This is a genomic window from Nonomuraea sp. NPDC003804 (genome assembly GCF_040610675.1).
Classification (GTDB): Bacteria; Actinomycetota; Actinomycetes; order Streptosporangiales; family Streptosporangiaceae; genus Nonomuraea.
Map to the genome: position 1 here is coordinate 84,391 of NZ_JBEXMT010000010.1, position 21,034 is coordinate 105,424.

The 21,034-nt window shown below is 72.0% G+C and carries 19 protein-coding genes; 7 read left to right on the top strand and 12 right to left on the bottom strand.

The genetic code is table 11. The features are described from left to right. Positions 1 to 168: 168 nt before the first annotated feature. Both ABZX22_RS16020 and ABZX22_RS16025 read left to right on the top strand, forming a co-directional pair. A complete protein-coding gene (locus tag ABZX22_RS16020) occupies positions 169 to 1,428 on the top strand; it encodes a sensor histidine kinase (RefSeq protein WP_354909164.1) in 1,260 nt (419 codons plus the stop codon). Continuing rightward, positions 1,413 to 2,060: a response regulator transcription factor gene (locus ABZX22_RS16025; RefSeq protein WP_354909165.1), complete on the top strand. Its 648-nt coding sequence runs from the start codon at positions 1,413 to 1,415 to the stop codon at positions 2,058 to 2,060. Before ABZX22_RS16020 ends, ABZX22_RS16025 begins: the two co-directional genes overlap by 16 nt. Positions 2,061 to 2,465: 405 nt before the next feature. Here the strand turns inward: ABZX22_RS16025 and ABZX22_RS16030 are convergent, their stop codons facing one another. Both ABZX22_RS16030 and ABZX22_RS16035 read right to left on the bottom strand, forming a co-directional pair. Then, positions 2,466 to 3,125: a response regulator transcription factor gene (locus ABZX22_RS16030; RefSeq protein ID WP_354909166.1), complete on the bottom strand. Its 660-nt coding sequence runs from the start codon at positions 3,123 to 3,125 to the stop codon at positions 2,466 to 2,468. Positions 3,126 to 3,277: 152 nt separating this feature from the next. Further along, on the bottom strand, positions 3,278 to 4,729 hold the full coding sequence (locus ABZX22_RS16035) for a sensor histidine kinase (protein WP_354909169.1): 1,452 nt from the start codon (positions 4,727 to 4,729) through the stop codon (positions 3,278 to 3,280). Positions 4,730 to 4,863: 134 nt separating this feature from the next. Between ABZX22_RS16035 and ABZX22_RS16040 the strand changes: the two genes are divergently transcribed. The 3 genes from ABZX22_RS16040 to ABZX22_RS16050 are packed head-to-tail and all read left to right on the top strand — an operon-like array spanning position 4,864 to position 8,068. Next, positions 4,864 to 5,784: an ATP-binding cassette domain-containing protein gene (locus ABZX22_RS16040; RefSeq protein ID WP_354909171.1), complete on the top strand. Its 921-nt coding sequence runs from the start codon at positions 4,864 to 4,866 to the stop codon at positions 5,782 to 5,784. After that, positions 5,781 to 7,295, top strand: a complete 1,515-nt coding sequence (locus tag ABZX22_RS16045; protein ID WP_354909174.1) for an ABC transporter permease subunit — start codon at positions 5,781 to 5,783, stop codon at positions 7,293 to 7,295. The genes ABZX22_RS16040 and ABZX22_RS16045 overlap by 4 nt, the downstream gene beginning before the upstream one ends. After that, positions 7,292 to 8,068, top strand: coding sequence for an ABC transporter permease (locus ABZX22_RS16050; RefSeq protein ID WP_354909175.1), 777 nt, complete (start codon positions 7,292 to 7,294; stop codon positions 8,066 to 8,068). The genes ABZX22_RS16045 and ABZX22_RS16050 overlap by 4 nt, the downstream gene beginning before the upstream one ends. A gap of 125 nt (positions 8,069 to 8,193) precedes the next feature. On the opposite strand, the gene ABZX22_RS16055 is transcribed toward ABZX22_RS16050, so the two are convergent. The 4 genes from ABZX22_RS16055 to ABZX22_RS16070 all read right to left on the bottom strand — a co-directional run bounded on the left by ABZX22_RS16055 (position 8,194) and on the right by ABZX22_RS16070 (position 11,059). Next, positions 8,194 to 8,817 (bottom strand): protein-L-isoaspartate(D-aspartate) O-methyltransferase, encoded by a 624-nt coding sequence (locus tag ABZX22_RS16055; RefSeq protein ID WP_354909177.1) that lies wholly within the window; start codon positions 8,815 to 8,817, stop codon positions 8,194 to 8,196. Further along, on the bottom strand, positions 8,814 to 9,257 hold the full coding sequence (locus ABZX22_RS16060; protein WP_354909179.1) for a YbhB/YbcL family Raf kinase inhibitor-like protein: 444 nt from the start codon (positions 9,255 to 9,257) through the stop codon (positions 8,814 to 8,816). The genes ABZX22_RS16055 and ABZX22_RS16060 overlap by 4 nt, the downstream gene beginning before the upstream one ends. Positions 9,258 to 9,672: 415 nt before the next feature. Further along, positions 9,673 to 10,323, bottom strand: a complete 651-nt coding sequence (locus ABZX22_RS16065; protein ID WP_354909181.1) for an HAD family phosphatase — start codon at positions 10,321 to 10,323, stop codon at positions 9,673 to 9,675. Beyond that, a complete protein-coding gene (locus tag ABZX22_RS16070) occupies positions 10,313 to 11,059 on the bottom strand; it encodes a metallophosphoesterase (protein WP_354909519.1) in 747 nt (248 codons plus the stop codon). Before ABZX22_RS16070 ends, ABZX22_RS16065 begins: the two co-directional genes overlap by 11 nt. Before the next feature lie 119 nt (positions 11,060 to 11,178). Between ABZX22_RS16070 and ABZX22_RS16075 the strand changes: the two genes are divergently transcribed. Next, the gene (locus tag ABZX22_RS16075; protein ID WP_354909184.1) at positions 11,179 to 12,582 is read left to right on the top strand and encodes a PLP-dependent aminotransferase family protein; all 1,404 of its coding nucleotides are present in this window, start codon (positions 11,179 to 11,181) and stop codon (positions 12,580 to 12,582) included. 62 nt (positions 12,583 to 12,644) lie between these two features. Here the strand turns inward: ABZX22_RS16075 and ABZX22_RS16080 are convergent, their stop codons facing one another. The 6 genes from ABZX22_RS16080 to ABZX22_RS16105 form a co-directional block, all read right to left on the bottom strand. Continuing rightward, positions 12,645 to 13,085 carry a CBS domain-containing protein gene (locus ABZX22_RS16080; RefSeq protein WP_354909186.1) on the bottom strand — a complete coding sequence of 147 codons (441 nt, stop codon included), beginning with the start codon at positions 13,083 to 13,085 and terminating at the stop codon, positions 12,645 to 12,647. Positions 13,086 to 13,136: 51 nt separating this feature from the next. Next, complete coding sequence (locus ABZX22_RS16085) at positions 13,137 to 14,417, bottom strand: ArsB/NhaD family transporter (protein WP_354909188.1); 1,281 nt, start codon at positions 14,415 to 14,417, stop codon at positions 13,137 to 13,139. Positions 14,418 to 14,728: 311 nt separating this feature from the next. Beyond that, positions 14,729 to 16,195 (bottom strand): alpha/beta hydrolase, encoded by a 1,467-nt coding sequence (locus ABZX22_RS16090; protein WP_354909190.1) that lies wholly within the window; start codon positions 16,193 to 16,195, stop codon positions 14,729 to 14,731. Positions 16,196 to 16,447: 252 nt separating this feature from the next. Next, positions 16,448 to 16,858 (bottom strand): hypothetical protein, encoded by a 411-nt coding sequence (locus ABZX22_RS16095; protein WP_354909193.1) that lies wholly within the window; start codon positions 16,856 to 16,858, stop codon positions 16,448 to 16,450. Between the two features lie 289 nt (positions 16,859 to 17,147). Next, a complete protein-coding gene (locus ABZX22_RS16100; RefSeq protein WP_354909194.1) occupies positions 17,148 to 18,539 on the bottom strand; it encodes an MDR family MFS transporter in 1,392 nt (463 codons plus the stop codon). A gap of 372 nt (positions 18,540 to 18,911) precedes the next feature. Beyond that, positions 18,912 to 19,898 (bottom strand): polysaccharide deacetylase family protein, encoded by a 987-nt coding sequence (locus ABZX22_RS16105; protein ID WP_354909196.1) that lies wholly within the window; start codon positions 19,896 to 19,898, stop codon positions 18,912 to 18,914. Positions 19,899 to 20,097: 199 nt separating this feature from the next. Between ABZX22_RS16105 and ABZX22_RS16110 the strand changes: the two genes are divergently transcribed. Continuing rightward, positions 20,098 to 20,790, top strand: coding sequence for a CAP domain-containing protein (locus ABZX22_RS16110; RefSeq protein ID WP_354909199.1), 693 nt, complete (start codon positions 20,098 to 20,100; stop codon positions 20,788 to 20,790). Positions 20,791 to 21,034: the final 244 nt, after the last annotated feature.

The window sequence follows — 21,034 nt, forward strand, 5'->3', positions numbered from 1 at the left end:
GTATGCGCCTGGACGTACGGGTTGGTGGGTCCAGCCCCACTTCAGCGCCGATCCGGGGGGTGTCAGACTCCGTGCGGTGCACTGTGCAGACACCAGCCCGCTGCGGGTACCGCGGATGCCGCGGTCCTGGTGCTGGTGAGTCGGGGTGCCGGAGTGAGAAGGGGAATCATGCGACAGCTGGTGTCGTGGGTGGTGAGTGCCTGTGTGGGGTTCGGGCGAGCATGCGTCGTGGCGGCCGTCGCCATGCTGGTCCCGGCCGTGTGGGCCGCTGCCGTGGCGGTGTGGATCTGGTGGTGGGACGGAGACCCGTGGTCGGGGACAGTGCCGTTCCTGTGGGCGTGTATCGGCACGCTCGCCCTGTCCCGCCCGGTCTGCCGGATGTTCCGCTCCCTCGTCGCAAAGTGGACGGGCACTGTCATCCCCGGCGGATACCGGCAGCCCGGGGCCGTGACACAGATGTCGACCGGGTACTGGTGGAACGGGTACTCCTACGAGCGCACCAGCCGGGACGCCCGCATGGACCAGCAATGGCGGACCAGGTGGCGCGATCCCGCCACCTGGCGTGACCTGCGGTTCACGGCGATCGCACCGGTCACCGTGGGCCTGATCTGCGCGATCCCGCCGGCCGGACTCGCGGCGGCGATCCTCGGGCTGTCCCAGCCGGCGTTCTTCGCGCGCCTGATCGGGGTGCTCGGACTGGCCGTGGCGATCGGCGGCGCCTCGTACGCCTGGCGGTCCGCCGAGCCGGTAGCCGTCCGCTTCCTGGGCCCGTCGCCCGCGATGACGATGGCCGAGCGGGTGGATGAGCTGACGGCCCAGCGCGCGGACACCACGGTCGCGCAGGCCGCCGAGATCCGCCGGATCGAGCGGGACCTGCACGACGGAGCGCAGGCCCGCCTGGTCGCGCTCGGTATGTCCCTGGCGACCGCGGAGAAGCTGATGGAGACCGATCCCGACCAGGCCAAGGCGCTGCTGCGACAAGCGCGAGCCGGCGCGACCACGTCCCTCACCGAGCTGCGCGAACTGGTCAGGGGCATCAGCCCGCCGGTGCTGAACGAGCGGGGGCTCGTCGACGCCGTCCGCGCTCTCGCCCTGGACAGCCCGCTCGAGGCGACCGTCAGCGCCGACGTCCGGCTACGCCTGGACCCGCCGATCGAGTCCGCCCTGTACTTCGGCGTGGCCGAACTGCTGACCAACGCGGCCAAGCATGCCCGCGCGACCCGGGCGCGGATCTCCGTCGTCCGCGACGACACCGGCATCGCCGTCGAGGTCGAGGACGACGGCAGGGGCGGGGTGAGCGTGCGAGCCGACGGCGGGCTCGCGGGACTGCGCCGCAGGCTGTCGGTCTTCGACGGCACCGTGGAGATCACCAGTCCGGCGGGCGGTCCGACCCGTGTGAGGATGGTGGTCCCATGCGAATCGTTGTAGCCGAAGACCTCTACCTCCTGCGCGACGGGATCATCCGCCTCCTCGAGGCGTACGGACACCAGGTGGTGGCGACCGCGACCACCGGACCTGAGACGCTCGACGCGTTGCTGACGTGGCGGCCGGACGTTGCCGTCGTCGACGTTCGCATGCCGCCGACCCAGTCGGACGAGGGCCTGCGGGCGGCTCTCGCCGCCCGCCGCGAAGTGCCCGGACTGCCGGTCCTGATCCTTTCCCAGCACGTCGAACAGCTGTATGCCCGCGAACTCCTGGCCGACGGCTCCGGCGGCGTCGGCTATTTCCTCAAGGACAGCGTGTTCGACGCCGACCAGTTCATCGACGCCCTGGAGCGCGTCGCCGGCGGAGGGACCGCCATGGACCCGGCCGTCATCACCAAGCTGCTGTCCAGCGGGTCCTCGGACCGGCGACTCGGAGGGCTCACCGAACGCGAACACGCCGTGCTCGGCCTGATGGCCGAGGGGTTGTCCAATCAGGCCATCGGCCAGCGGCTCTTCCTCAGCGAAAGCGCCATCAGCAAGTACACCACCTCCATGTTCGGCAAACTCGGCATCACCGACGACGACACCAACAACCGCCGGGTCCTCGCCGTCCTCGCCTACCTGAACAACCCCTGACACGGCCGGGCGTGCGGCGGGCTGCCTTCGAGGCGCGTCAAACTGCTTCCTTCGCGCCGGGTGACCTCCCCTCGTGGGCGCGGCCGGCGTTCGAATGGGGGCGGATCTGGCGTACCACCGGCGCCACCGCCCGGGTCGGCGCCTTCACCCACGCCGCCGTCAACGACAGAGGCCCGCTGGCCGGCCGGCCAGGCTGACCACGCTCATCGTCTCGAGATCGGTCAGCTCCAGGCCGTCCGGTGACGGGCCAGGTGAGAGGTCCGATTCACGCCGGCGGACGGCCCGGCATGCCGGGGATGATCCTGGCGTGAGCACGGCGAAGACGTCAGAGGTCCGTTCTCCTGGGATCCGCGCGCCGGATGAGCGGGGTCAGGGCCGGCGGCCGGATGGGCCAGGTCGGCCGGGTCAGGGGCGGCGGCCGGGGACGACCAGGCCGGTCTCGTAGGCGGCCACCACGGCCTGGGTCCTGTCACGCAGGCCGAGCTTGTTCAGCACGCGGCTGACGTGCGTCTTGACCGTCTCCTCCGTCACGGTCAGCCGGCCGGCGATCTCCGGGTTGGACAGTCCTTCCGCGATGAGCCGGAGAACCTGCGTCTCGCGAGGGGTCAGCGCGGAGAGCGCGGCGGTCTCGGTCCGGCGGTGCAGCTGGGCGAACTCGCTGATCAGGCGGCGGGTCACGGTGGGGGCGAGCAGGGCCTCGCCGCCGGCGACGACACGCACGGCGTCGAAGAGCCGTTCGGCGGTGACGTCCTTGAGCAGGAACCCGCTGGCGCCGGCACGCAGCGCGTCGTAGACGTACTCGTCCAGGTCGAAGGTCGTCAGGATGAGGACACGCGGCCCGCCGTCGCCGGCCAGCCGCCTGGTGGCGTCGATGCCGTTCGTGCCCGGCATGCGCACGTCCATCAGGACGACGTCGGGGGAGAGCTCGCGGCAGAGCCGTACGGCCTCGGCGCCGTCGCCGGCGGTGCCGACCACGGTGAAGTCGGGTTGGGTGCCGAGCAGCTCGGCGAATCCGGTGCGCACCACCGGATGGTCGTCGGCCACGACGATCCGCACCGTGTTCATGGGCCGGTCGTCCCCTTTCCCGGCATGCTTCGTGCCACGCTCATTGACTGGTCGCCGATCTTCTCCGTCGGCCTTGCTCGCTGCTTGGTGCCGCGCTCACTAGCCGGCCACCGATCTTTTCCGTCCGCACGGCTCGCTGCTCGGTGGCGCGCTCACCGGCCGACCACCGTTCTGCCCGGCAGGCGGGCCTCGACGAGGAAGCCGCCGCCCGGGGCGGGGCCGGTGGACAGTTCGCCGCCGACGGCCGCCGCGCGCTCGCGCATGCCGGACAGCCCGTGGCCGGCGGCCGGCGCGTCCGGTGACGGGCCTGGCCCGTTGTCGCGGACGCGCACGAGCACGCCCTGGCCGGTGTAGCGCAGCTCCACGTCGACGGCGGCGCCCGCCGCGTGTCGCCTGGCGTTGGTGAGGGCCTCCTGGATGATGCGGTAGGCGGCGAGTTCGACGCCGGGATCGAGCTCGACCGGGTCCCCGCGCAGGATGAGGCGGGTGGCCGTCCCTGACGCCTGCCGCGACTCGTCGACCAGCTCGTTGAGCTCGGACAGGCGCAGGCCCGGCTGGGGGTGCCAGTCCGCCGAGGTGGTCTCGGCGTCCTCGCGCAGCACGCCCAGCAGCCGCCGCATCTCGGTCAGCGCGGCTCTGGCGGTGTCGCCGATCGCCGAGAGCCGTTCGGCACCCGCGGCCGGCATGCCGGGGGTGGCCAGCCGCGCGGTCTCCGCCTGCACGGCGACCAGGGAGATGTGGTGGGCGACGACGTCGTGCAGCTCGCGTGCGATCCGCGCGCGCTCGCCGCGCGCCGTGTGCTCCAGCAGGGTGTCGGCGATGGCCTGCCGGGCGGCGCCGCTCTCACGCGCGTCGCCGCGCGCCCGCCAGGCGACGCCGGCCAGGGCCGCCGCCGGGGCCAGACAGGCCAGCAGCAGGACGAGCAGGTACGGGTAGCCGCCGGCGGACATGCCCGCAGCGTCGTGCAGCCCGAACCCGCCGGACACAAGCCCGCCAGACACGAGCCCGTCTGTCCCGAGCCCGCCCGTCCCGCCTGACGTGAGTCCGCCTGTCCCGAGCCCGTCCGTCCCGAGCCCGCCCGTCCCGCCTGACGTGAGTCCGCCTGTCCCGAGCCCGTCCGTCCCGAGCCCGCCTGGCCCGCCTGGCGCGAGTCCGCCCGTCCCGAGTGCGCCCGCCTCAAGCGCGCCCCGCGCGGGTGCGACGTCGCTGACCGCGCCGGTGCCGAGCAGGGCCAGCAGCGGGAACGGCGCGGCCAGCACGAGCGCGAGCCACCGCCGCCCGTCGCCGCGCCCGAGCCGGAAGCCCGCGACCAGCTGCGCGCACGCCCCCGCCACGGTCAGGGTCTCGAAGGCCGTCAGCGACAGCACCGCCGTGCCGGAGACGACGACGGCGGCCACGGCCGGCTGCGCCCGCAGCAGCGTCAGCGGCAGCGTGGTGGCCAGGCCGAGCAGGATGAACACCGGTAACCCGGCCGGCCGGTCGGCGGTCAGGCCGCGGGCACGCAGGATCGACTCGGCCACCCCGACGAGCGTCAGCAGCGCGCCGGCCACGATGAACGCGTGCGGAAACTCCGTGACCCTGCGATGCACCCATGCCCGAACCACACAGGTCATTGTCGCCGCAGGCCGGGTCGATGGCATCCCTCGTGTGAGGGACCCGCTGTCGCTCGGCCCAGCGACGGGGAAGATCGCTCGGCGGCGTGACGACTCGCACCGCCGCCGCTGCCTAATCTCCCAGCATGCGAGCAACGATCGAGGTCGCCGGGCTGCGCAAGCGGTTCGGCCGGACCATGGCGCTGGACGGGATGTCCTTCACCGTACGGCCGGGCCAGGTCACCGGGTTCGTCGGCCCGAACGGCGCGGGGAAGTCCACCACGATGCGGGTGGTCCTCGGCCTGGACGCGGCCGACGAGGGTCACGCGCTGGTCGGCGGCCGGCCGTACCGGAGCCTGCGGCACCCGCTGCGCCACGTGGGCGCGCTGCTGGACGCCGGGGCGCTGCAGCCCAGCCGGACCGCGCGCAACCATCTGCTGTGGCTGGCCCACTCGCAGGGCATGGGCGCGCGTCGGGTCGACGAGGTGCTGGAGCTGGTCGGGCTGGCGTCGGCGGCGCGGCGCAGGGCGGGCGGGTTCTCGCTGGGCATGCGCCAGCGGCTGGGGATCGCCGCGGCGCTGCTGGGCGACCCGCCGGTGCTCATGCTCGACGAGCCGGTCAACGGCCTCGACCCGGAGGGCATCGTGTGGATCCGCGGCCTGCTGCGGTCGCTGGCCGCCGAGGGGCGCGCCGTACTGGTCTCCAGCCATCTGATGAGCGAGCTGGAGGACACCGCCGACCATCTCGTGGTGGTGGGCCGCGGCAGGGTCGTGGCCGACACCGGTACGGCCGAGCTGATCGCGGCCGCCTCCCGTGACCGGGTCACGCTGCGCACCTCGGCACTTTCCGAAGCGATGCGGACGCTGGCCAGGGAGGGCGGCGCCGCGGTGGCCGCCACCGGCCGCGACACGCTCACCGTCTCCGGGCTGGCCGCCGAGCGGGTCGTGGCGCTGCTCGGCCGGGACGGCGTGCCGTTCTCCGAGGTGGCGGCGCACCGAGCGACGCTGGAGGAGGCCTACATGGAGCTGACCAGGGACACCGTGGAGTTCAGGGGGGCGGCGCGATGAGCGTGCTGCGCGCGGAATGGACCAAGTTCCGCACCGTCCGCGGCTGGGTGGTCGGCCTGGTGGTGGCGGCGCTGGTCACCGCGCTGCTGGGGCTGCTGGCGGCGTCGGGCAGCCACACGTCGTGCAGCGCGGGCCCGGTCGAGGTGCCCTGCCCCGAGCCGCCGCTGGGGCCCGAGGGCCAGGCGGTGAACGACAGGTTCTTCTTCGTGCACCGGTCGCTCGCGGGCGACGGCAGCATCACCGCCCGCGTGACCTCGTTGAGCGGCAGGATCCGCCTGCCGGACGTCACGCCGGGGGTCAGGAAGGAGGCCGCCGGACTGACGCCGTGGGCGAAGGCCGGGGTCATCGTCAAGGAGAGCACGCGCCAGGGCTCCACCTACGCGGCGGTGATGGTCACGGCCGAGCACGGCGTCCGGATGCAGCACGACTTCGTGCACGACGTCGCAGGACGTCCTGTCGGCGTCTCGAAGGAGTCGCCGCGCTGGCTGCGGCTCACCAGGACCGGCGACTCCCTCACCGGCTACGAGTCGGCCGACGGACGGCGGTGGACCACGGTCGGCACGGTCACCCTGACCGGGCTGCCGGACACGGTGCGCGTCGGGATCTTCGCCACCTCCCCCGGCGCGGTCACGACGACGCGGGGCGACTTCGGCGGCAGCATCACAGCGGCGCGCTTCTCCGAGGCCACCGCCGTCTTCGACCAGGTCGGCGTGGACGGTACGGCGGGCGGCGCGTGGAGCCACGACGACATCGGCGTCACCGTGGGGCCCGACGGCAAGCCGCACCATCCGGGCAGGGTCGAGCGGTCCGGCGGCACGGTCAGCGTGACCGGCGTCGGCGACATCGGCCCGAGCGACGAGGGCAGGACCATCGAGAGCACCCTGTCCGGCGTGCTGGCCGGGCTGATCGGGGTGGTCGTGGTGGCGGTGCTGTTCGTCACCGGCGAGTACCGCAGGGGGCTGATCCGCACCACGCTGATCGCCGTCCCGCGGCGCGGCGGGGTGCTGGCGGCGAAGGCCGTGGTGATCGCCGTGGCGACGTTCGCGGCCGGGCTGGCCGCCGCCACGGCGACGGTCCTGATCGGCACGCGCGTCCTGCGCGGCAACGGCAACTACGTCCTTCCGGTGCCCGTGCTCACCGAGGTGCGCGTCGTCGCGGGCATCGCGGCGCTGCTCGCCGTCGTCGCCGTCTTCGCGCTCGCCCTGGGCGCGCTGTTCCGGCGCAGCGCCGCGGCGGTCACCGTCGCCCTCGCGGCGATCGTCCTTCCGCACATCCTCGCGACGTCCTCCGTCCTGCCCCTGGGCGCGACGCAGTGGCTGATGCGACTCACTCCGGCCGCCGGCTTCGCGATCCAGCAGAGCCTTCCCGAGTACGCGCACGTGGTCGGCAACATCTCGCCGCAGGCCGGCTACTACCCGCTGCCACCCTGGGCCGGTCTCGCCGTGTCCTGTGGCTACGCCGCGCTCGCGCTCAGCCTGGCCGCAGTCCGGCTGCGCCGGAGGGACGCATGAGGCAGGCACTGCACGCCGAATGGACCAAGCTGCGCACCCTGGCGGGTCCCGCCTGGCTGGTGCTCGCCCTCGTCGCGCTGACCCCGGCGCTGAGCGCGGCGGCGGCGGCCACCGTGTCCTGCCAGGCGACGGGATGCACCGACGACGTCACCAAGCTCAGCCTCATCGGGGTCCAGGCGGGCCAGGCGGTCGTCGCCATCCTGACCGTCCTGACGATCACCGGCGAGTACGGCACCGGCCTGATCCGCGTCACGCTGGCGGCGATGCCGCGCCGGGTCACCGTCTTGGCCGCCAAGGCGGTCGTCCTCACCGGCGTGACGCTGGCCGCCGGTGCCGTCGCCGTCCTGGGCTCCCTGACGGCCGGCCGGCTCATCCTGCCGGGCAACGGCTTCACCCCGGCGAACGGCTTCCCGCCCCTGTCGCTCGCCGACGGCCCGACGTTGCGCGCGGCGGCCGGCTCGGTGCTCTACCTGGCCCTGATCGCCCTGCTCAGCCTGGGCGTCGCGACCGCCGTACGGGACTCGGCGACGGCCATGGGGGTGCTGTTCGGCCTGCTGTACGTGCTGGCGGCCGTCCCCTTCCTGATCAACGACCCGGACTGGCAGCGGCTGCTGTGGCGGATCTCGCCGATGAACGCGGGGCTCGCCGTCCAGGCCACCGTCCACCTCGACAGCCTGCCTCTCAGTCCGTGGGCCGGCCTCGGCGTCCTCGCCGCGTGGGCCGCCGCGGCGCTGCTGACCGGCGGCCTGCTCCTGCGCGGGCGCGACGCGTGAGTGACACGACGGCCCGGCGGGAAGGGGCAACCGGTCGGCTCCTGGCGGGGCCGGCGGCAGGAAGGGGCTCCTGGCGGGGTCGGCGGCGGGGATGGGCTCCTGGCCGGGCCGGCGGCGGGAAGGGACTACCGGTCGGTCCCCGGCTGGACCAGCGGCACGAAGCAGGCGGGCAGCAGCAGGCGTTGCTGTCTCAGGCGGCCGTGCCGCTTGACGAACAGGGTGACCATGTCGGCCTCCCGCGTGCGGATCGGCATGACCAGCCTGCCCCCCTCGGCGACCTGCGCGGCCAGGGCGGCAGGCACCTGGCGCGCCGTCGCGGAGACGACGACGGCGTCGAAGGGCGCGTGCTCCGCCAGGCCCAGACTGCCGTCGCCCACCACGATCTCGGCGTTGCGCACACCCGCCGACCCGAGATTGGCCCTGGCGTGCGCCGCCAGGTCCGCATGACGCTCGACGGAGTACACCTGCCGGGCCAGCCGCGCCAGCAGGGCCGTCTGGTAGCCGTATCCCGTCCCGATCTCCAGGACCCTGTCGGTCTCCGACAGCCGCAGGGCCTCGACCATCCGGGCGATCAGCGTCGGCTGCGAGGTCGGCTGGTCGTGCCCGATCGGGATCGGCTCGTCCCGCTCGGCCCGCGCGGCGAACTCCGGCGGCACGAACCCCTTGCGCGGGGTGGCGCGCACGGCCTCCAGCAGGCGCGGGTCGCGCACCCCTGCCTCCTGGACGGCCCGCACCAGGGTCCTGGTCACCGAGCGTAGGTCCCGACCAGGGTTCCGGCCGCCAGCGTGGTGGCATTGATCCGCCGCTTGAGCTCCTCGAAGTCAAACCCGTCCGCCAGGTTCGTCGGGGCCGACAGGGCGTAGACGCGGAAGAAGTAGCGGTGCCGGCTGCCGCCCGAAGGCGGGTGCGGCCCGCCGTACCCCGGCTCGCCGAAGTCGTTGCGTCCCACGGCGTACTGCTTCAGGTCGGCGCCGGCGTCCAGCCCGGTGGTTCCCGGTGGAATGCCGGCGACCAGCCAGTGGATGAAGGTGCCGCTCGGGGCGTCGGGGTCGTCGCACACCAGCGCCAGCTCGGCCGTGTCGTCCGGCACGCCCGACCACTGGAGCTGGGGGGAGACGTCGCCGGCCGCGCGGGAGTGGTTGCGCGGGATCTCCCCGTGATCCTTGAACGCGGTGCTTTGTATTGTCATCCCAGTCATGCCCACCTGCTGCCCAGGCCGCCCGAAGGCTATCCCGGGCATCCGGCTCCACCCGTCCGTCCTGGCCCGGCGGCCCCGTCCTGGTCGGCGAACCGCGCCTTCCTCTGGGCCCGCGCCTGCGCCCGTGCCTTCCTGGGCCTGTGCCCCCGTCTTCCGCTGGGCCCGCGCCTGCGCGCCCGCGATCGGCGTCCGCATCTTCCTCCGGGCCCGCGCCCGCCCCTTCGCCCGCGGATTCGCCTTCGTCGTGTGTCTCTCTCGGGCTGTGGCAGGACCGGGCCGAGCCCGGCCGCCTCCAGGGAACCGGGCCCGGCCTTCGCGGGCCGTCGCCTCCGGGAGCCGGGTCGGGCCTTCGTGAGCGGTCGCCTCCGGGAGCCGGGTCGGGCCAGGCCGCCCTTCTTGGCAGGTGTCAGAGATGGTCGAGGAGTTCGGGCAGGCGGGAGACCAGCCCGGTCGCCCCGGCGTCGACGAGCCGTTGCGCGGGGGTCAGCGCCGTGTATCCGAGCACGTCCATGCCTGCCGTACGGGCGGCCAGGACCCCGTTGGGGCTGTCCTCGACCACCAGGCAGTCGTCAGGGGCGACGCCGAGCGTCGCCGCCGCGTGCAGGAAGACGTCGGGCGCCGGCTTGCCCACGCCGCCGACGTCCTGGGCGCTGAAGACGGCCTCGGCGGGAAGCAGGTCGCGCAGCCCCGCCCGATCGAGGGTGAGGTCGATCCAGGCGTGGTCCGACGAGGAGGCCAGGCAGTACGGGACGCCGCGCCGGCGCAGTTCCGCGAGCACCTCGGCCGCGCCCGGCACGGCGGCCACGCCCTCCTGGAAGGCGACGAAGACGCGCTCGTGGCAGCGGGCGGTGAAGTCCTCCGGCAGGACTCCTCCGTAGCGGTCGGCGATCACCTGGTGGACGTTGCGCCCGGCGTTGCCCAGGAAGTGGTGCAGGGACTCGTCCACGGTCATCGGGTACCCCAGCTCGGTGAGGTAGGCGGACATCACCCGATGTGCCGTGGGCTCGCTGTCGACCAGCACGCCGTCGTTGTCGAAGATCACCAACTTAGCCGACATTGCGGTAATGGGTGGTCAGTCGCCCCTCGTCGTCGAGGATGTGGAAGGCGAGCGCGGGCGGCTGGTCGAGGTGGACGTGGTCATCGGGACGGGCCCGCCGCTCCCATGGCAGCCGGAGGGTGGACACCACACCCGGTGCCACCAGCAGGGGCCGACCGGCGAAGGTGGTCGCCGCCGCCGTGTGCGCGTGCCCTGAGAGGAAGGCCATGATGTTGTCGTGGCGGTCCGCGAGCGCCGCCAGCCGTTCGGCGCCGAACTGGCGGAGGCCGTCGATGAAGGGGTCGTGCAGCAGGGCCGGCGGGTGGTGGAAGCCGACCAGCACCGGCACCGTCCTCGGTGTGTCGGCGAGCAGGCGCTCCAGCCATGAGAGGGTCTCGTCCTCCAGGAAGCCCTCGTCCTTGCCCGGCACCGAGGAGTCGCAGAGCGCGACGACGGCGTCGCCGACACGGAGCGACTGGTTGATCGGCGCGGTCGACGCGGGCCGCTGGAGCAGGTGCTCGCGGAACGCGGCGCGGTCGTCGTGGTTGCCCGGGCACACCAGGACCGGGTGCCGCGAGGCGAACAGCCGCCGGGCGCGCTCGTACTCGGCGGGCAGGCCGTGGTCGGCGATGTCCCCGGTGATCAGGACGGCGTCCAGGTCGTAGGGAAGGTCTTCGAGGTAGCTCATGACGGCCGCGGCGCGTTCGAGGCTGCGCTCGCCGTCGTCGATGTGCGTGTCGCTGAGGTGCGCGATCACTGTCAAGGCGGGCATCCCTTCGAGGCGGTGTCGTCGCCCGGCACGCTGGTGCCCGCCGCGTCCCGGGCTGTCAGCTCAGAGCCTAGGAAGCAACCGGACTACAGATAAGATCCAGTCCTGTGCCACTTTCTTGGACCAGTTCGGGGATCGACCTGTATCTCCGCGTCGAGACCGGCACCGGACGGCGCGCCGGCCTGGAGTCCGCCCTGCGCTCGGCCATCCGGGAGGGACGGCTGCCCGCGGGCACCCGCATGCCGTCCACCCGGGGGCTGGCCCGTGAACTCGGCCTCTCGCGCGGCACCGTCACCGCCGCCTACGACCAGCTGGTCGAGGAGGGCTTCCTGGTCACCCGCCCCGGGTCCGCCACCACGGTGGCCGAGCTGCCGGCGCGCGCCCCGGCCGCCCCGCGGCCCGCGTCCGCGCCGCCGCCTCCCCGCCACGACCTGCGTCCCGGCCTGCCCGACATCAGCGCCTTCCCCACCCGCGCCTGGCTCGCCTCCACCCGCCGGGTCCTCACCGGCGGCCCGCCTGAGATCTTCGCGTCCGGCGACCCGCAGGGCGACATCGCGCTACGGCGCGCGCTCGCCGACTACCTCGGCCGCACGCGTGGCGTCATCGCCTCCCCCGACCACATCGTCATCACCTCCGGCTACTACCAGAGCGTGACCCTGCTCGGCGCCGTGCTGGCCGCGCGCCACGCCACGACCGCGGCCGTCGAGGACCCCGGCCACAACCACTTCAGGAACGTGGTCCGGCGCGCCGGGCTGGCCACCGTCCCTCTGCCGGTCGACGCGCACGGCGCCCGCGCCGACGCGCTGGTGCCGGACACCGCTGCGGTGTTCCTCACCCCGGCCCACCACTACCCGACCGGCGTCCCGCTGCACTCCAGCCGCCGCCAGGCGCTCTACGCGTGGGCCCGCGACACCGGCGGCCTCCTGATCGAGGACGACTACGACGGAGAGTTCCGCTACGACCGCCAGCCCGTCGGCGCGCTCCAGGGGCTGGCCCCCGACCACACCGTCTACTGCGGCACCGCCTCCAAGACCCTCGCCCCCGCGCTCCGGCTGGCCTGGATGGTGCTGCCGCCCCACCTCCTCCAGGAGGTCGTGCTGGCCAAGCGGGAAGCCGACCAGTACACCGAGACCCTCAACCAGCTCGTCCTCGCCGACCTGATCGCCACCTACGCCTACGACCGCCACATCCGCGCCGCCCGCCTGCGCTACGCCCGCCGCCGCGCGCTCCTGCTCGACCGCGTCGCCGCGATCCCGGGCCTCACCGCCCACGGCGTACCGGCGGGGCTCCACACCCTCGTCACCCTCCCTGACCACGGCCCCACTGAGCGGGAAGTCCTGGACCACTGCGCCGCCCACGGCCTCGCGCTCCGCGGACTCACCGAACTCCACCACGACCCCGCCGGCTCCCCGGCCGGCCTGCTGATCGGCTTCGCGGCGTCGTCCGAACGCGCCTACCCGGCCGCCCTCGAAGCCCTGTCCACGGCCCTGACCTCCGTGCTTCTCCCGTAGCCCGCACACCGCAGGAGGCGGCATCGCGGCGAGGGGCCGGTACTCCCGCGTTGTCTCGGCTGCTAGGCCAGCGTGTGGTCGAGCAGGGCCTGCAGGGTGACGGCACCCAGCAGCCTGCCGTCGTCCACCACCGCGACCAGGGGGCTGCGGGTGCGGGCCATCAGCGCGGCCATCTCCAGCACCGTCGCCTTCCCTTCGGCGATCGGCAGCTCACGCTGCCGTTCGGGTAGGCACGCGCGGACCGTCCGGTCGCCCAGCCGGCGCAGGAACAGGTCGGCATGCGCCTCGTCCACCACGCGAGCCAGCGCCGGGTCGTCCTGGCAGTAGCGCGGTACGGCCAGCAGCAGCACCTGCGTGCCGGGCAGGATGGTGAACGGGCGGCCGCTCTCGTCGAGGACGATCAACCCCGGCAGGTCGCGGTCGGCCAGCAGGCGGGCGGCCTCGATGGCGGGGGTGTCGAGGGTGACCGTGGGGAAGTCGCCGGCAAGGTCGCGCGCTCGCATGCCGTCAGCGTAACGCGCAGCAGGGCCGTGGATCAGGACCGGCCAGGACGGTCACATGAGGTAGCGCAACCACAGGTACGGCGTGGCGAGAACGATCGACACGACCGTGACCACCAGGCCGTAGCGCGTGAACTGCCAGAAACTGATCGGGGTGCCGTTGCGGGCGGCGATGCCCACCACCACGACGTTGGCCGCGGCGCCCACCGCGGTCGCGTTGCCGCCCAGGTCGGCGCCGAGCGCCAGCGCCCACCACAGGACCTGACCGCCCTCGCCGCCGTTGGCGTTGACGAGTTGCTCGACGATCGGGCTCATCGTGGCCACGTAGGGGATGTTGTCCACGATGGCCGACAGCGCCGCCGAGGCCCACAGCAGCACCATCGTCGCCGGCCCGAGCTGTCCCTGGGTGGCCTCGACGGCCAGCCGCGAGATCTGCGCGACGACCCCGGTGTGCACCAGCGCGCCGACCATGACGAACAGCCCGGCGAAGAACACCAGCGTGGGCCACTCGACCTCGTCCAGCGCCTCCGACGTGGTCACCTTGGTGGCGGCCACCAGGACACCCGCGCCGAGAACGGCCACCACCGACGGCTCGTACAGGTGCAGCACGAAGACCACCATCACCACGGCCAGGACGGCGAGCGACTGCCAGAGCAGCCGCCGGTCCCTGATCGCCGCACGCTCGTTCAGGCTCATGATCTCGGCGGCGCGTTCCGGGTCGTAGGAGAAGGACTCGCGGAACAGCAACCGGCACACCCCGACGAACACCACCAGCAGCACCACGATGAACGGCGCCAGGTGGACGAGGAAGTCGTTGAAGGTCAGCCCGCCTCTGCTGGCGATGATGATGTTCGGCGGATCGCCCACCAGCGTCGCCGTACCCCCGATGTTGGACGCCATCGCCTCGACGATCAGGAACGGCGCCACCGGCAGCGCCAGCCGTTCACAGACCAGGAGCGTCACCGGCGCGATCAGCAGCACCGTCGTGACGTTGTCGAGCAGCGCCGAGGCGCCCGCCGTGATCAGGATGAGCAGGACCATGAGCCGGAACGGCCGGCCGCGTGCCCTCTTGGCCGCCCAGATGGCCAGGTACTCGAAGGCCCCAGTCTGCTTCAGCACCCCGACGATGACCATCATGCCGAGCAGCAGGAAGATGACGTTCCAGTCGATCCCGGTCGACTCGGAGAAGAACGCGGCCTCGGCGTCGGTGGCGTGGACCAGCAGCATGATCCCCGCTCCGCCGAGCGCGGCCGCGACGCGGTGGATCTTCTCGGTGGCGATCAGCGCGTAGGCGCCCAGGAAGACCGCCACCGCCAGCCAGGCGGTCACCGCCATGCGCGGCTCGCCCGGCCCGCCGGCGCCGGGCAGGCGGCCGGGAACGTGACAGTGAGATCATCAGCGCGCATGTGTCAGCCCTTCAGCCGCATGACCTGAAAATGCCGACCAGACTTCCCGGCGCACCCGTAGGAAACGTATCAAGACCCGTCAGGATCCCGCACCCCCGCCCGTTACCCGTCAGGCTGCACCCCCGCCCGTAGCCCGTCATGAACCCGCGCCCCGCCCGTACGCCACTCTTCGGCCCGGGAGCGCGGGCGGGCGTCGCGGCATGTTCGCGGGCGGGCCCGCACCCACGATCGGGGAGATTCCTAGCAGTCCTTGTCGCGGTCCGGCAGCACCCCGGTGGTCAGGAACCCGGTCACGGCCTGGTCGCCGCAGGCGTTGCCGTTGGCGAGGTAGACGCCGTGGCCGCCGGAGTCGACGCTGACCATGCGGGCGCGCTGCCCGAGCGCCTGGCGCATCTTCAGCGCACCGCTGTACGGCGTCGACGGGTCACGCAGGTTCTGGATGAGCAGCACGTTGGCCGGTCCGCGCGAGCTGACCCGCACGGGCCGCTCGGCGGGCTTGACGGGCCAGTACGCGCACGGCCCCATGTTGACCGGCATGCCCGCGGTCAGCGGGTGGGCGGCCCGGTCGCGCGACACCTGACGCTCGTGCTGGGCCACCGAGTCCGGCCACTCGACGTCGTTGCACATGGTCGCGCCGGCGTGGGCGGCGGTGTTCTGCAGGGCCTCGGGGGACGGCGTGTTCGGCGGGGGCAGCTCGTCCGGGGTGGTCAGAGCGGCGCGCATGAGTCCGGCCAGCATGGGGAAGTTCGCGTCGGAGTAGAGCGCGTTGAGCATGATCTCCCGCAGCAGGTTGCCGTTCAGCTGCCCGGGGTTGGCGCCTGGCCACGCCAAGGGGCTGCGGTCCAGCTTCGCCGCGAGGTCGAGGAAGGTGCGGCGAACCGCGGCGGCGTCAGTGCCGAGGCCGTAGTCGCCGTCATGGGCCGCGGCCCAGGAGGCGAAGTCGGGGAAGCGGTCCTCCACGCCGACGGCGTAGTTGGCCAGCCACTGCCGCGCCACCCGGCGCGGATCGGGATCGTCGTTGCTGTCCAGGACGACCCGGTCAGTGCGGTCGGGGAACATGGTGGCGTACACGGCGCCCACGTAGGTGCCGTAGGAGACGCCCCAGGCGGAGATCTTCCTCTCGCCCAGCGCCGTACGGATCCTGTCGATGTCCCTGGCCTCGTTGCGGGTGCTGATGTGCCGGACGAGCGGCCCGCCGTTGCGGGCGCAGGCCTCGGCGATCCTGCGTGACCAGGCGACGTTCTCCGCGATGCCGCCGTCGGCGTCGGGGTACGGCTTGAGCCTGGTGAGCGAGAGATCGCTGGACTCGAGCCCGCACGAGACCGGCGAGCTCCTGCCCACGCCGCGAGGATCGAACCCGACGATGTCGAAGCGGTCGAGCACCTCCTGGGGCAGCCGCTTGACCAGCACGCTCGGCCGGTTCAGGCCTGGGCTGCCCGGCCCGCCCGGGATGATCAACAGGGCGCCATGGCGCAGACCGGGCTTGGCGGTCCTGATCCGCGACACCGCCAGCGAGATCGTCGGCCCGCCGGGCGCCTGGTAGTCCATCGGAACCTGGAGGGTGGCGCACTCCTGCCGCGCGTCGACCCCGCGCTCGGCCGGACAGGGCGCCCACGAGGTGGCGGCCGCCTGCGCGGGCGTCACCAGGCCCGCGGCAAGCACGGCGGCGGATGCTCCGACAGCGGCCAGTCTCGCAAGATTTCGCATGGTGGGTCCTCTTCAGTGATCGTTCGGCCTGTGTCGTCGACTCTGCCGAACCGCCGATCTCCGTCCCAGAGACGGCGTCACCGATCACCCATGACCTCGTCATGAAACGGACAGGAGGCTTCGAACCGACCACGGGAGCTCCGGGCGATCAGCGCGCGGGCCGCGCGGATCCGCCTGCCCATGCCGGCACGACGCCCATGACCAGGCCGGTTCGACGCGCTGCGGCTCACACCGCGTTCGACGAGCTGCGGCTCACACCGCGTTCGACGAGAACAGAGCCTCGATGGGCGCCGTCGTCACCAGCCCCTGCACGGCCTGAGCGAGCTCCGCATCGAGCGTGACGAACGCGTCGGCCTGGAGCTGGGTCAGGGCTATGTACTCGGCGGCGTACGTGTCGGACCACCCGAGCCGGTCGGCGACCTTCCACGCCGTGCTCTGCAGGACGCGGTCGCCGAGCAGCCGGATCCGTAGCCCTCGTACGTGGTCGAGCTGCCGAGCGGCGTCCTTCTTGGTCGTCTCGCCGCAGCGGACCGCCTGGTAGAGGAGCGACAGCAGCTGTGAGCGAAGCAGCGTCGGAGCCAGGATCTGGTGCTCATCGGGAATCACGGCCTCGTCGCGGGCCAGTCGAAGGGCCACGTCCGGCCCGATCACGTACCTGGTCAACGTGACCATCTCCTTCGCGACATGGGGACGAGCAAGGAACCTGGTACGGCAGGCACCGTCCTGCGCGGCCTGGAGGTGCCGTCCCCGCACGAACGCCCCACGCCATGATCGGCGATGGGGCGTTCATCGAGGCGGAGCCTGTCCCGTTCGGGATCAGCTCGGTCAGCTCGGTCAAGGCGATGCCGGGCGATCTCGCCTTGCTCCGGCACCACGATCGACAAGCTTCGGGGGAAGGGCCGCTGGTGGTCCGCCCGCCTGGGCGTTCCGCTCCACCGCCGGCACGCCGGCGTCAGTGACCGGCTCCGACGAGTTCGCCGGAGTTGTTCGCCCGGGCCGGCAGGAGCAGGGCGGTGACGACCACGGCCACGGACAGCACCGCGCCGATGATGAAGGCCAGCCGCATGCCGTCGAGGGTCGCCAGAGCCTCCGGGGCTCCCGCGGACCTCAGGGCATCGGCTCGCGCGCTCATCACGGTGATCACGAGCGCGGTGCCGAAGGCCGCGGCGACCTGCTGCAGCGTGCTCAGGATCGAGCTGCCGTGGGAGTAGAGGTGCGGGGGAACCGCGCCGAGCCCGAGCGTGAACACCGGGGTGAAGGTCGCGGCCAGACACACCATCAGCAGCGCGTGCAGACCGAGCAGCTGCCAGTACGGCATGGTCATCGTGACCTGGGTGAAGCCGGCGAGCGCGACCATGATCCCGATCGCGCCGGGGATGACCAGGACCCGGCCGCCGAACCGGTCGAACAGGCGGCCGACGGTCGGACCGAGCAGCCCCATCGCGAGGCCGCCCGGCATCACCAGGAGTCCGGTCTGCAGGGCGCTGAGTCCGCGGATGTTCTGCAGGTACAGCGGCAGCAGGATCATCGAGCCGAGCATCGACATGAACGCCACCGACATCATGATCAGTGCGACCGTGTAGGTGCGGTGGCGCAGGGTACGCAGGTCCAGCAGCGGCACACCGCGCTTCTGCAACTTCAGCTGGCGGACGACGAAGACGGCGATGAGGAGCAGGCCGAAGGCCACGATCGCGGCGGCGAGGCGGACGTCACCGCCCTCGAACCGGCTGAGCCCGTAGACCAGGCTGCCGAAGCCCGCGGCCGCGGTCACCACGCTCAACCAGTCGACGGTGCTGAACCGGGGCTCTCCGACGTTCTGGAGCTGCCTCAGCCCGCCCCAAGCGATCACTGCGGCGATGGGGAGCACCACGGCGAACAGCAGCCGCCAGGACCCGAACTGGAGGATCACCCCCGAGACCGCCGGCCCCATCGCGGGCGCGACCGAGATGGCCAGGGTGACGTTGCCCATCACCCGGCCCCGGTCCGCCTCGGGCACCACCTGCATCAGCGTGGTCATCAGCAGCGGCATCATCACGGCCGTCCCGGACGCCTGGACGATGCGGGCGCCCAGCAGCACCTCGAACGTCGGCGCGACCGCGGCCAACGCCGTGCCGAGCAGGAACAGACCCATCGCCGTGGTGTACGCGCGACGGGTGGACACTCGCTGCAGGAACCACCCGGTGACCGGGATGACCGCGGCCATGGTCAGCATGAAGGCGGTCGAGAGCCACTGCGCGGTCTGCTCGGTGATGTGCAACGCGCCCATCAGCTTCGGGATCGCGTTGATCATGATCGTCTCGTTGAGGATGACCACGAAGGTGGCGAGCACCAGCAGCCGGATCACGGGCGGAGTGCGGCCCGCAACGGCGGGCGCGGATGTGGCGGGTGAGTCGAGCTGTGGGCTGGACACGGATACCTCGATCGGGGTCGTCGGACATGATGGTCATGGCTGGGGCCCAGCCTCGGGTCGCACTAGCAGTCGTGGTCATACAAAGACTGACCGACACCACCGACAAAACTCATCGACCGCGCTCCACCTTGCGGCAAGTGACGCGAAATGTCACCCGGTTTTCACCTGTGGTCACCCTCGCGTCAGTGAACCTCTCAGGCTGGCCTTCCCCTGGTCAGGCGGCTGTCCCGGGGGTCTGGCCGGTGAGATACCGCAGTCGCTTCGCGCGGGCCGCTCCCACGTGATCGTTGCTTGGAAACGGGGCGTTCATGAGCGGGTTCTCCCTGCGGCGTCCCGATCGCTGCCCGAAGCGGCTTCGCTCGTTTCCCGCACTTCTGGGGCAGAAGGCCCGCGACGGGACCAGGCCTCCTGGATCACCCGGTAGTCGATGACGGTGATGTTCTGCTGGCGGAAGAGATCGCGGGTGGCGGGCGAGGTGAGGAATTCGTGATCGGTTCGGCGTACGCGCCACCCAGGGTCGATCGCCCGGGTCGGTGGGGTACCGAGGCTCGGATGCACCGCCCATTCACTGAGCCCGGCCGGCAGCTCGCACAACAGGCGTGTGTAACGAGCCGTCTTGTCCTCCAGGGGAAGGGAGAAGCTGTCGAGGAAGGGGTTGTCGATGACCGGCAGACCCTGTTCGCGCATCCTGCGCCGCCCCGATTCCAGCCATACCCGAACGGCCAGGCCGTACTCGGCGGCCAGCATCACGGTCATGTCGAGAATGTCGTCACGCCCTCCGTCGGCCAGGCAGTGGAAGTCCAGATGTGTTGGCGCGAGCCCGGCGTCCAGGACGGTGTCGATCTGTGCCCGGAACTCGCGTTCGACCTCGTCGAGACGGGCACGGGCGAGCAGCGCGGCACGCCCGTCGGGTGTGGCGACGAACAGCCGGCCCTGATCGTCGACGAGCGAGCGCGCCATCTCCGGTGCGGTCAACGGTCCCCACCGGTAGGTGGCTGCATCACAGACTAGGGTGAGGTGGATGCCGAAGGGGATCTCCGGTCGCCGGCGGAGCCGGACCATGGCATGCCGCGCGGCCGGGCAGGGGACCATCAGGCTGCAGGAACTGGCGACCCCCTTGTCGATCGAGTCGATCACCGCGACGTTGATGGCCTCGTTCATGCCCAGGTCGTCGCAGTTGACGATGAGCACGCGAGCATCAGGGGGGAAGCCCAGCAGTTCGCTGGAGAGGATCGGCTCCGTGGGATGCCCATGCATGGGCAAAGAATGGCTGTTCGAGATCACCTGGTGCACGCGGATTTCGCGCCTTTGCCAGAAAGGCGTTGACGGGGAGTTCGCCAAGCTGGGATCTCGCACTGCTGCCCGGCAAGGATCGACTGCGATGGGGAAAGGCGCATGTCACCGACCGGCTAGTGTGACCGGCCGATCACGCTCGGCTACCGTCCGCGTCTGAAGGATCACGTAGCGCGACACGTTCGATCGGAGTCCTCTCATGTCCCTCCCCCCGCGGGCACTGCCGGCCGCCGTGGCACTGACACTCCCTCTCGCCCTCGGCGTCACCCCCGCGAGCGCGACACCGCCGCTCTCGGCGTCGACGCAGAGCCAGGCCCACGGCCCGCAACCGCTGCCGCGGGACGCCGTCGCCTCTCTCCACGGGAGCGGCCCCGCTGAATCGGCGAAGGTCCGCTCTTCCTCACGGCAGACCGCGGATGACGCCTACCAGCAGGACTGCCTCAAGGCGCACAACACCTATCGCGCGCGGCACGGGGTACCCGCGATGTGGACTGAGCCGGAGGGCCTGGAAGCGGCCAAGAAATCCGCTGCCTACTACGCCGACAAAGGAGCCATCGACCACAGCTCACCTTTCAAGAACGGCCGCGGGGAGGCGCTGTCCTTCTTCTCGACCGCCAACTCCGGCACGGTGACCTCGTGCGCTGACACCGTGAAGGGCTGGTACGACGGGATCAGGCACTACGACTTCAACAAGCCCGGGTACTCCTTCGACACCGGCTGGTTCACGCAGGTGGTGTGGAAGTCCTCAACCCAGCTGGGCTGCGCGCATGCCACCAGGCAGGCATCCGGCCGGTTCGACACGTACGTCGTGTGCCTCTACAACCCGCCCGGCAACCTCCTCGGGAACGACGGGGCCCACTTCAGGGACAACGTCCCTCGGCCTGTCAGGTAACCCGTCCGGTCCACGAACGGCCCGCCGCTCGCCGCCTGCCGACCGCCTGGGGCCGCTGCGTACGAACGAGAGCACCCCCGTCCATCGGCGAGAGGACGGGGGCGCTGCACTTTCCAGCGCTGATCAGGCCGCGAGGTCGTAGTCCGGCCGTGCTCAAGCGCCGGCTCGCCGAGAGCGACCGGAGCTCAACCAGCACCGCAGCATCGGAAGCCGGCGCGGGACTTGAACTTTCGGGATCAAGGGG

Bases quoted from the DNA above. Each gene is read 5' to 3' on its own strand.
- ABZX22_RS16110 (WP_354909199.1), top strand. From the start codon at position 20,098: ATGTCCCTCCCCCCGCGGGCACTGCCGGCCGCCGTGGCACTGACACTC.
- ABZX22_RS16040 (WP_354909171.1), top strand. From the start codon at position 4,864: ATGCGAGCAACGATCGAGGTCGCCGGGCTGCGCAAGCGGTTCGGCCGG.
- ABZX22_RS16050 (WP_354909175.1), top strand. From the start codon at position 7,292: ATGAGGCAGGCACTGCACGCCGAATGGACCAAGCTGCGCACCCTGGCG.
- ABZX22_RS16030 (WP_354909166.1), bottom strand. From the start codon at position 3,125: ATGAACACGGTGCGGATCGTCGTGGCCGACGACCATCCGGTGGTGCGC.
- ABZX22_RS16060 (WP_354909179.1), bottom strand. From the start codon at position 9,257: ATGACAATACAAAGCACCGCGTTCAAGGATCACGGGGAGATCCCGCGC.
- ABZX22_RS16025 (WP_354909165.1), top strand. From the start codon at position 1,413: ATGCGAATCGTTGTAGCCGAAGACCTCTACCTCCTGCGCGACGGGATC.
- ABZX22_RS16080 (WP_354909186.1), bottom strand. From the start codon at position 13,085: ATGCGAGCGCGCGACCTTGCCGGCGACTTCCCCACGGTCACCCTCGAC.
- ABZX22_RS16085 (WP_354909188.1), bottom strand. From the start codon at position 14,417: ATGGCGGTGACCGCCTGGCTGGCGGTGGCGGTCTTCCTGGGCGCCTAC.
- ABZX22_RS16090 (WP_354909190.1), bottom strand. From the start codon at position 16,195: ATGCGAAATCTTGCGAGACTGGCCGCTGTCGGAGCATCCGCCGCCGTG.
- ABZX22_RS16065 (WP_354909181.1), bottom strand. From the start codon at position 10,323: ATGTCGGCTAAGTTGGTGATCTTCGACAACGACGGCGTGCTGGTCGAC.
- ABZX22_RS16020 (WP_354909164.1), top strand. From the start codon at position 169: ATGCGACAGCTGGTGTCGTGGGTGGTGAGTGCCTGTGTGGGGTTCGGG.
- ABZX22_RS16045 (WP_354909174.1), top strand. From the start codon at position 5,781: ATGAGCGTGCTGCGCGCGGAATGGACCAAGTTCCGCACCGTCCGCGGC.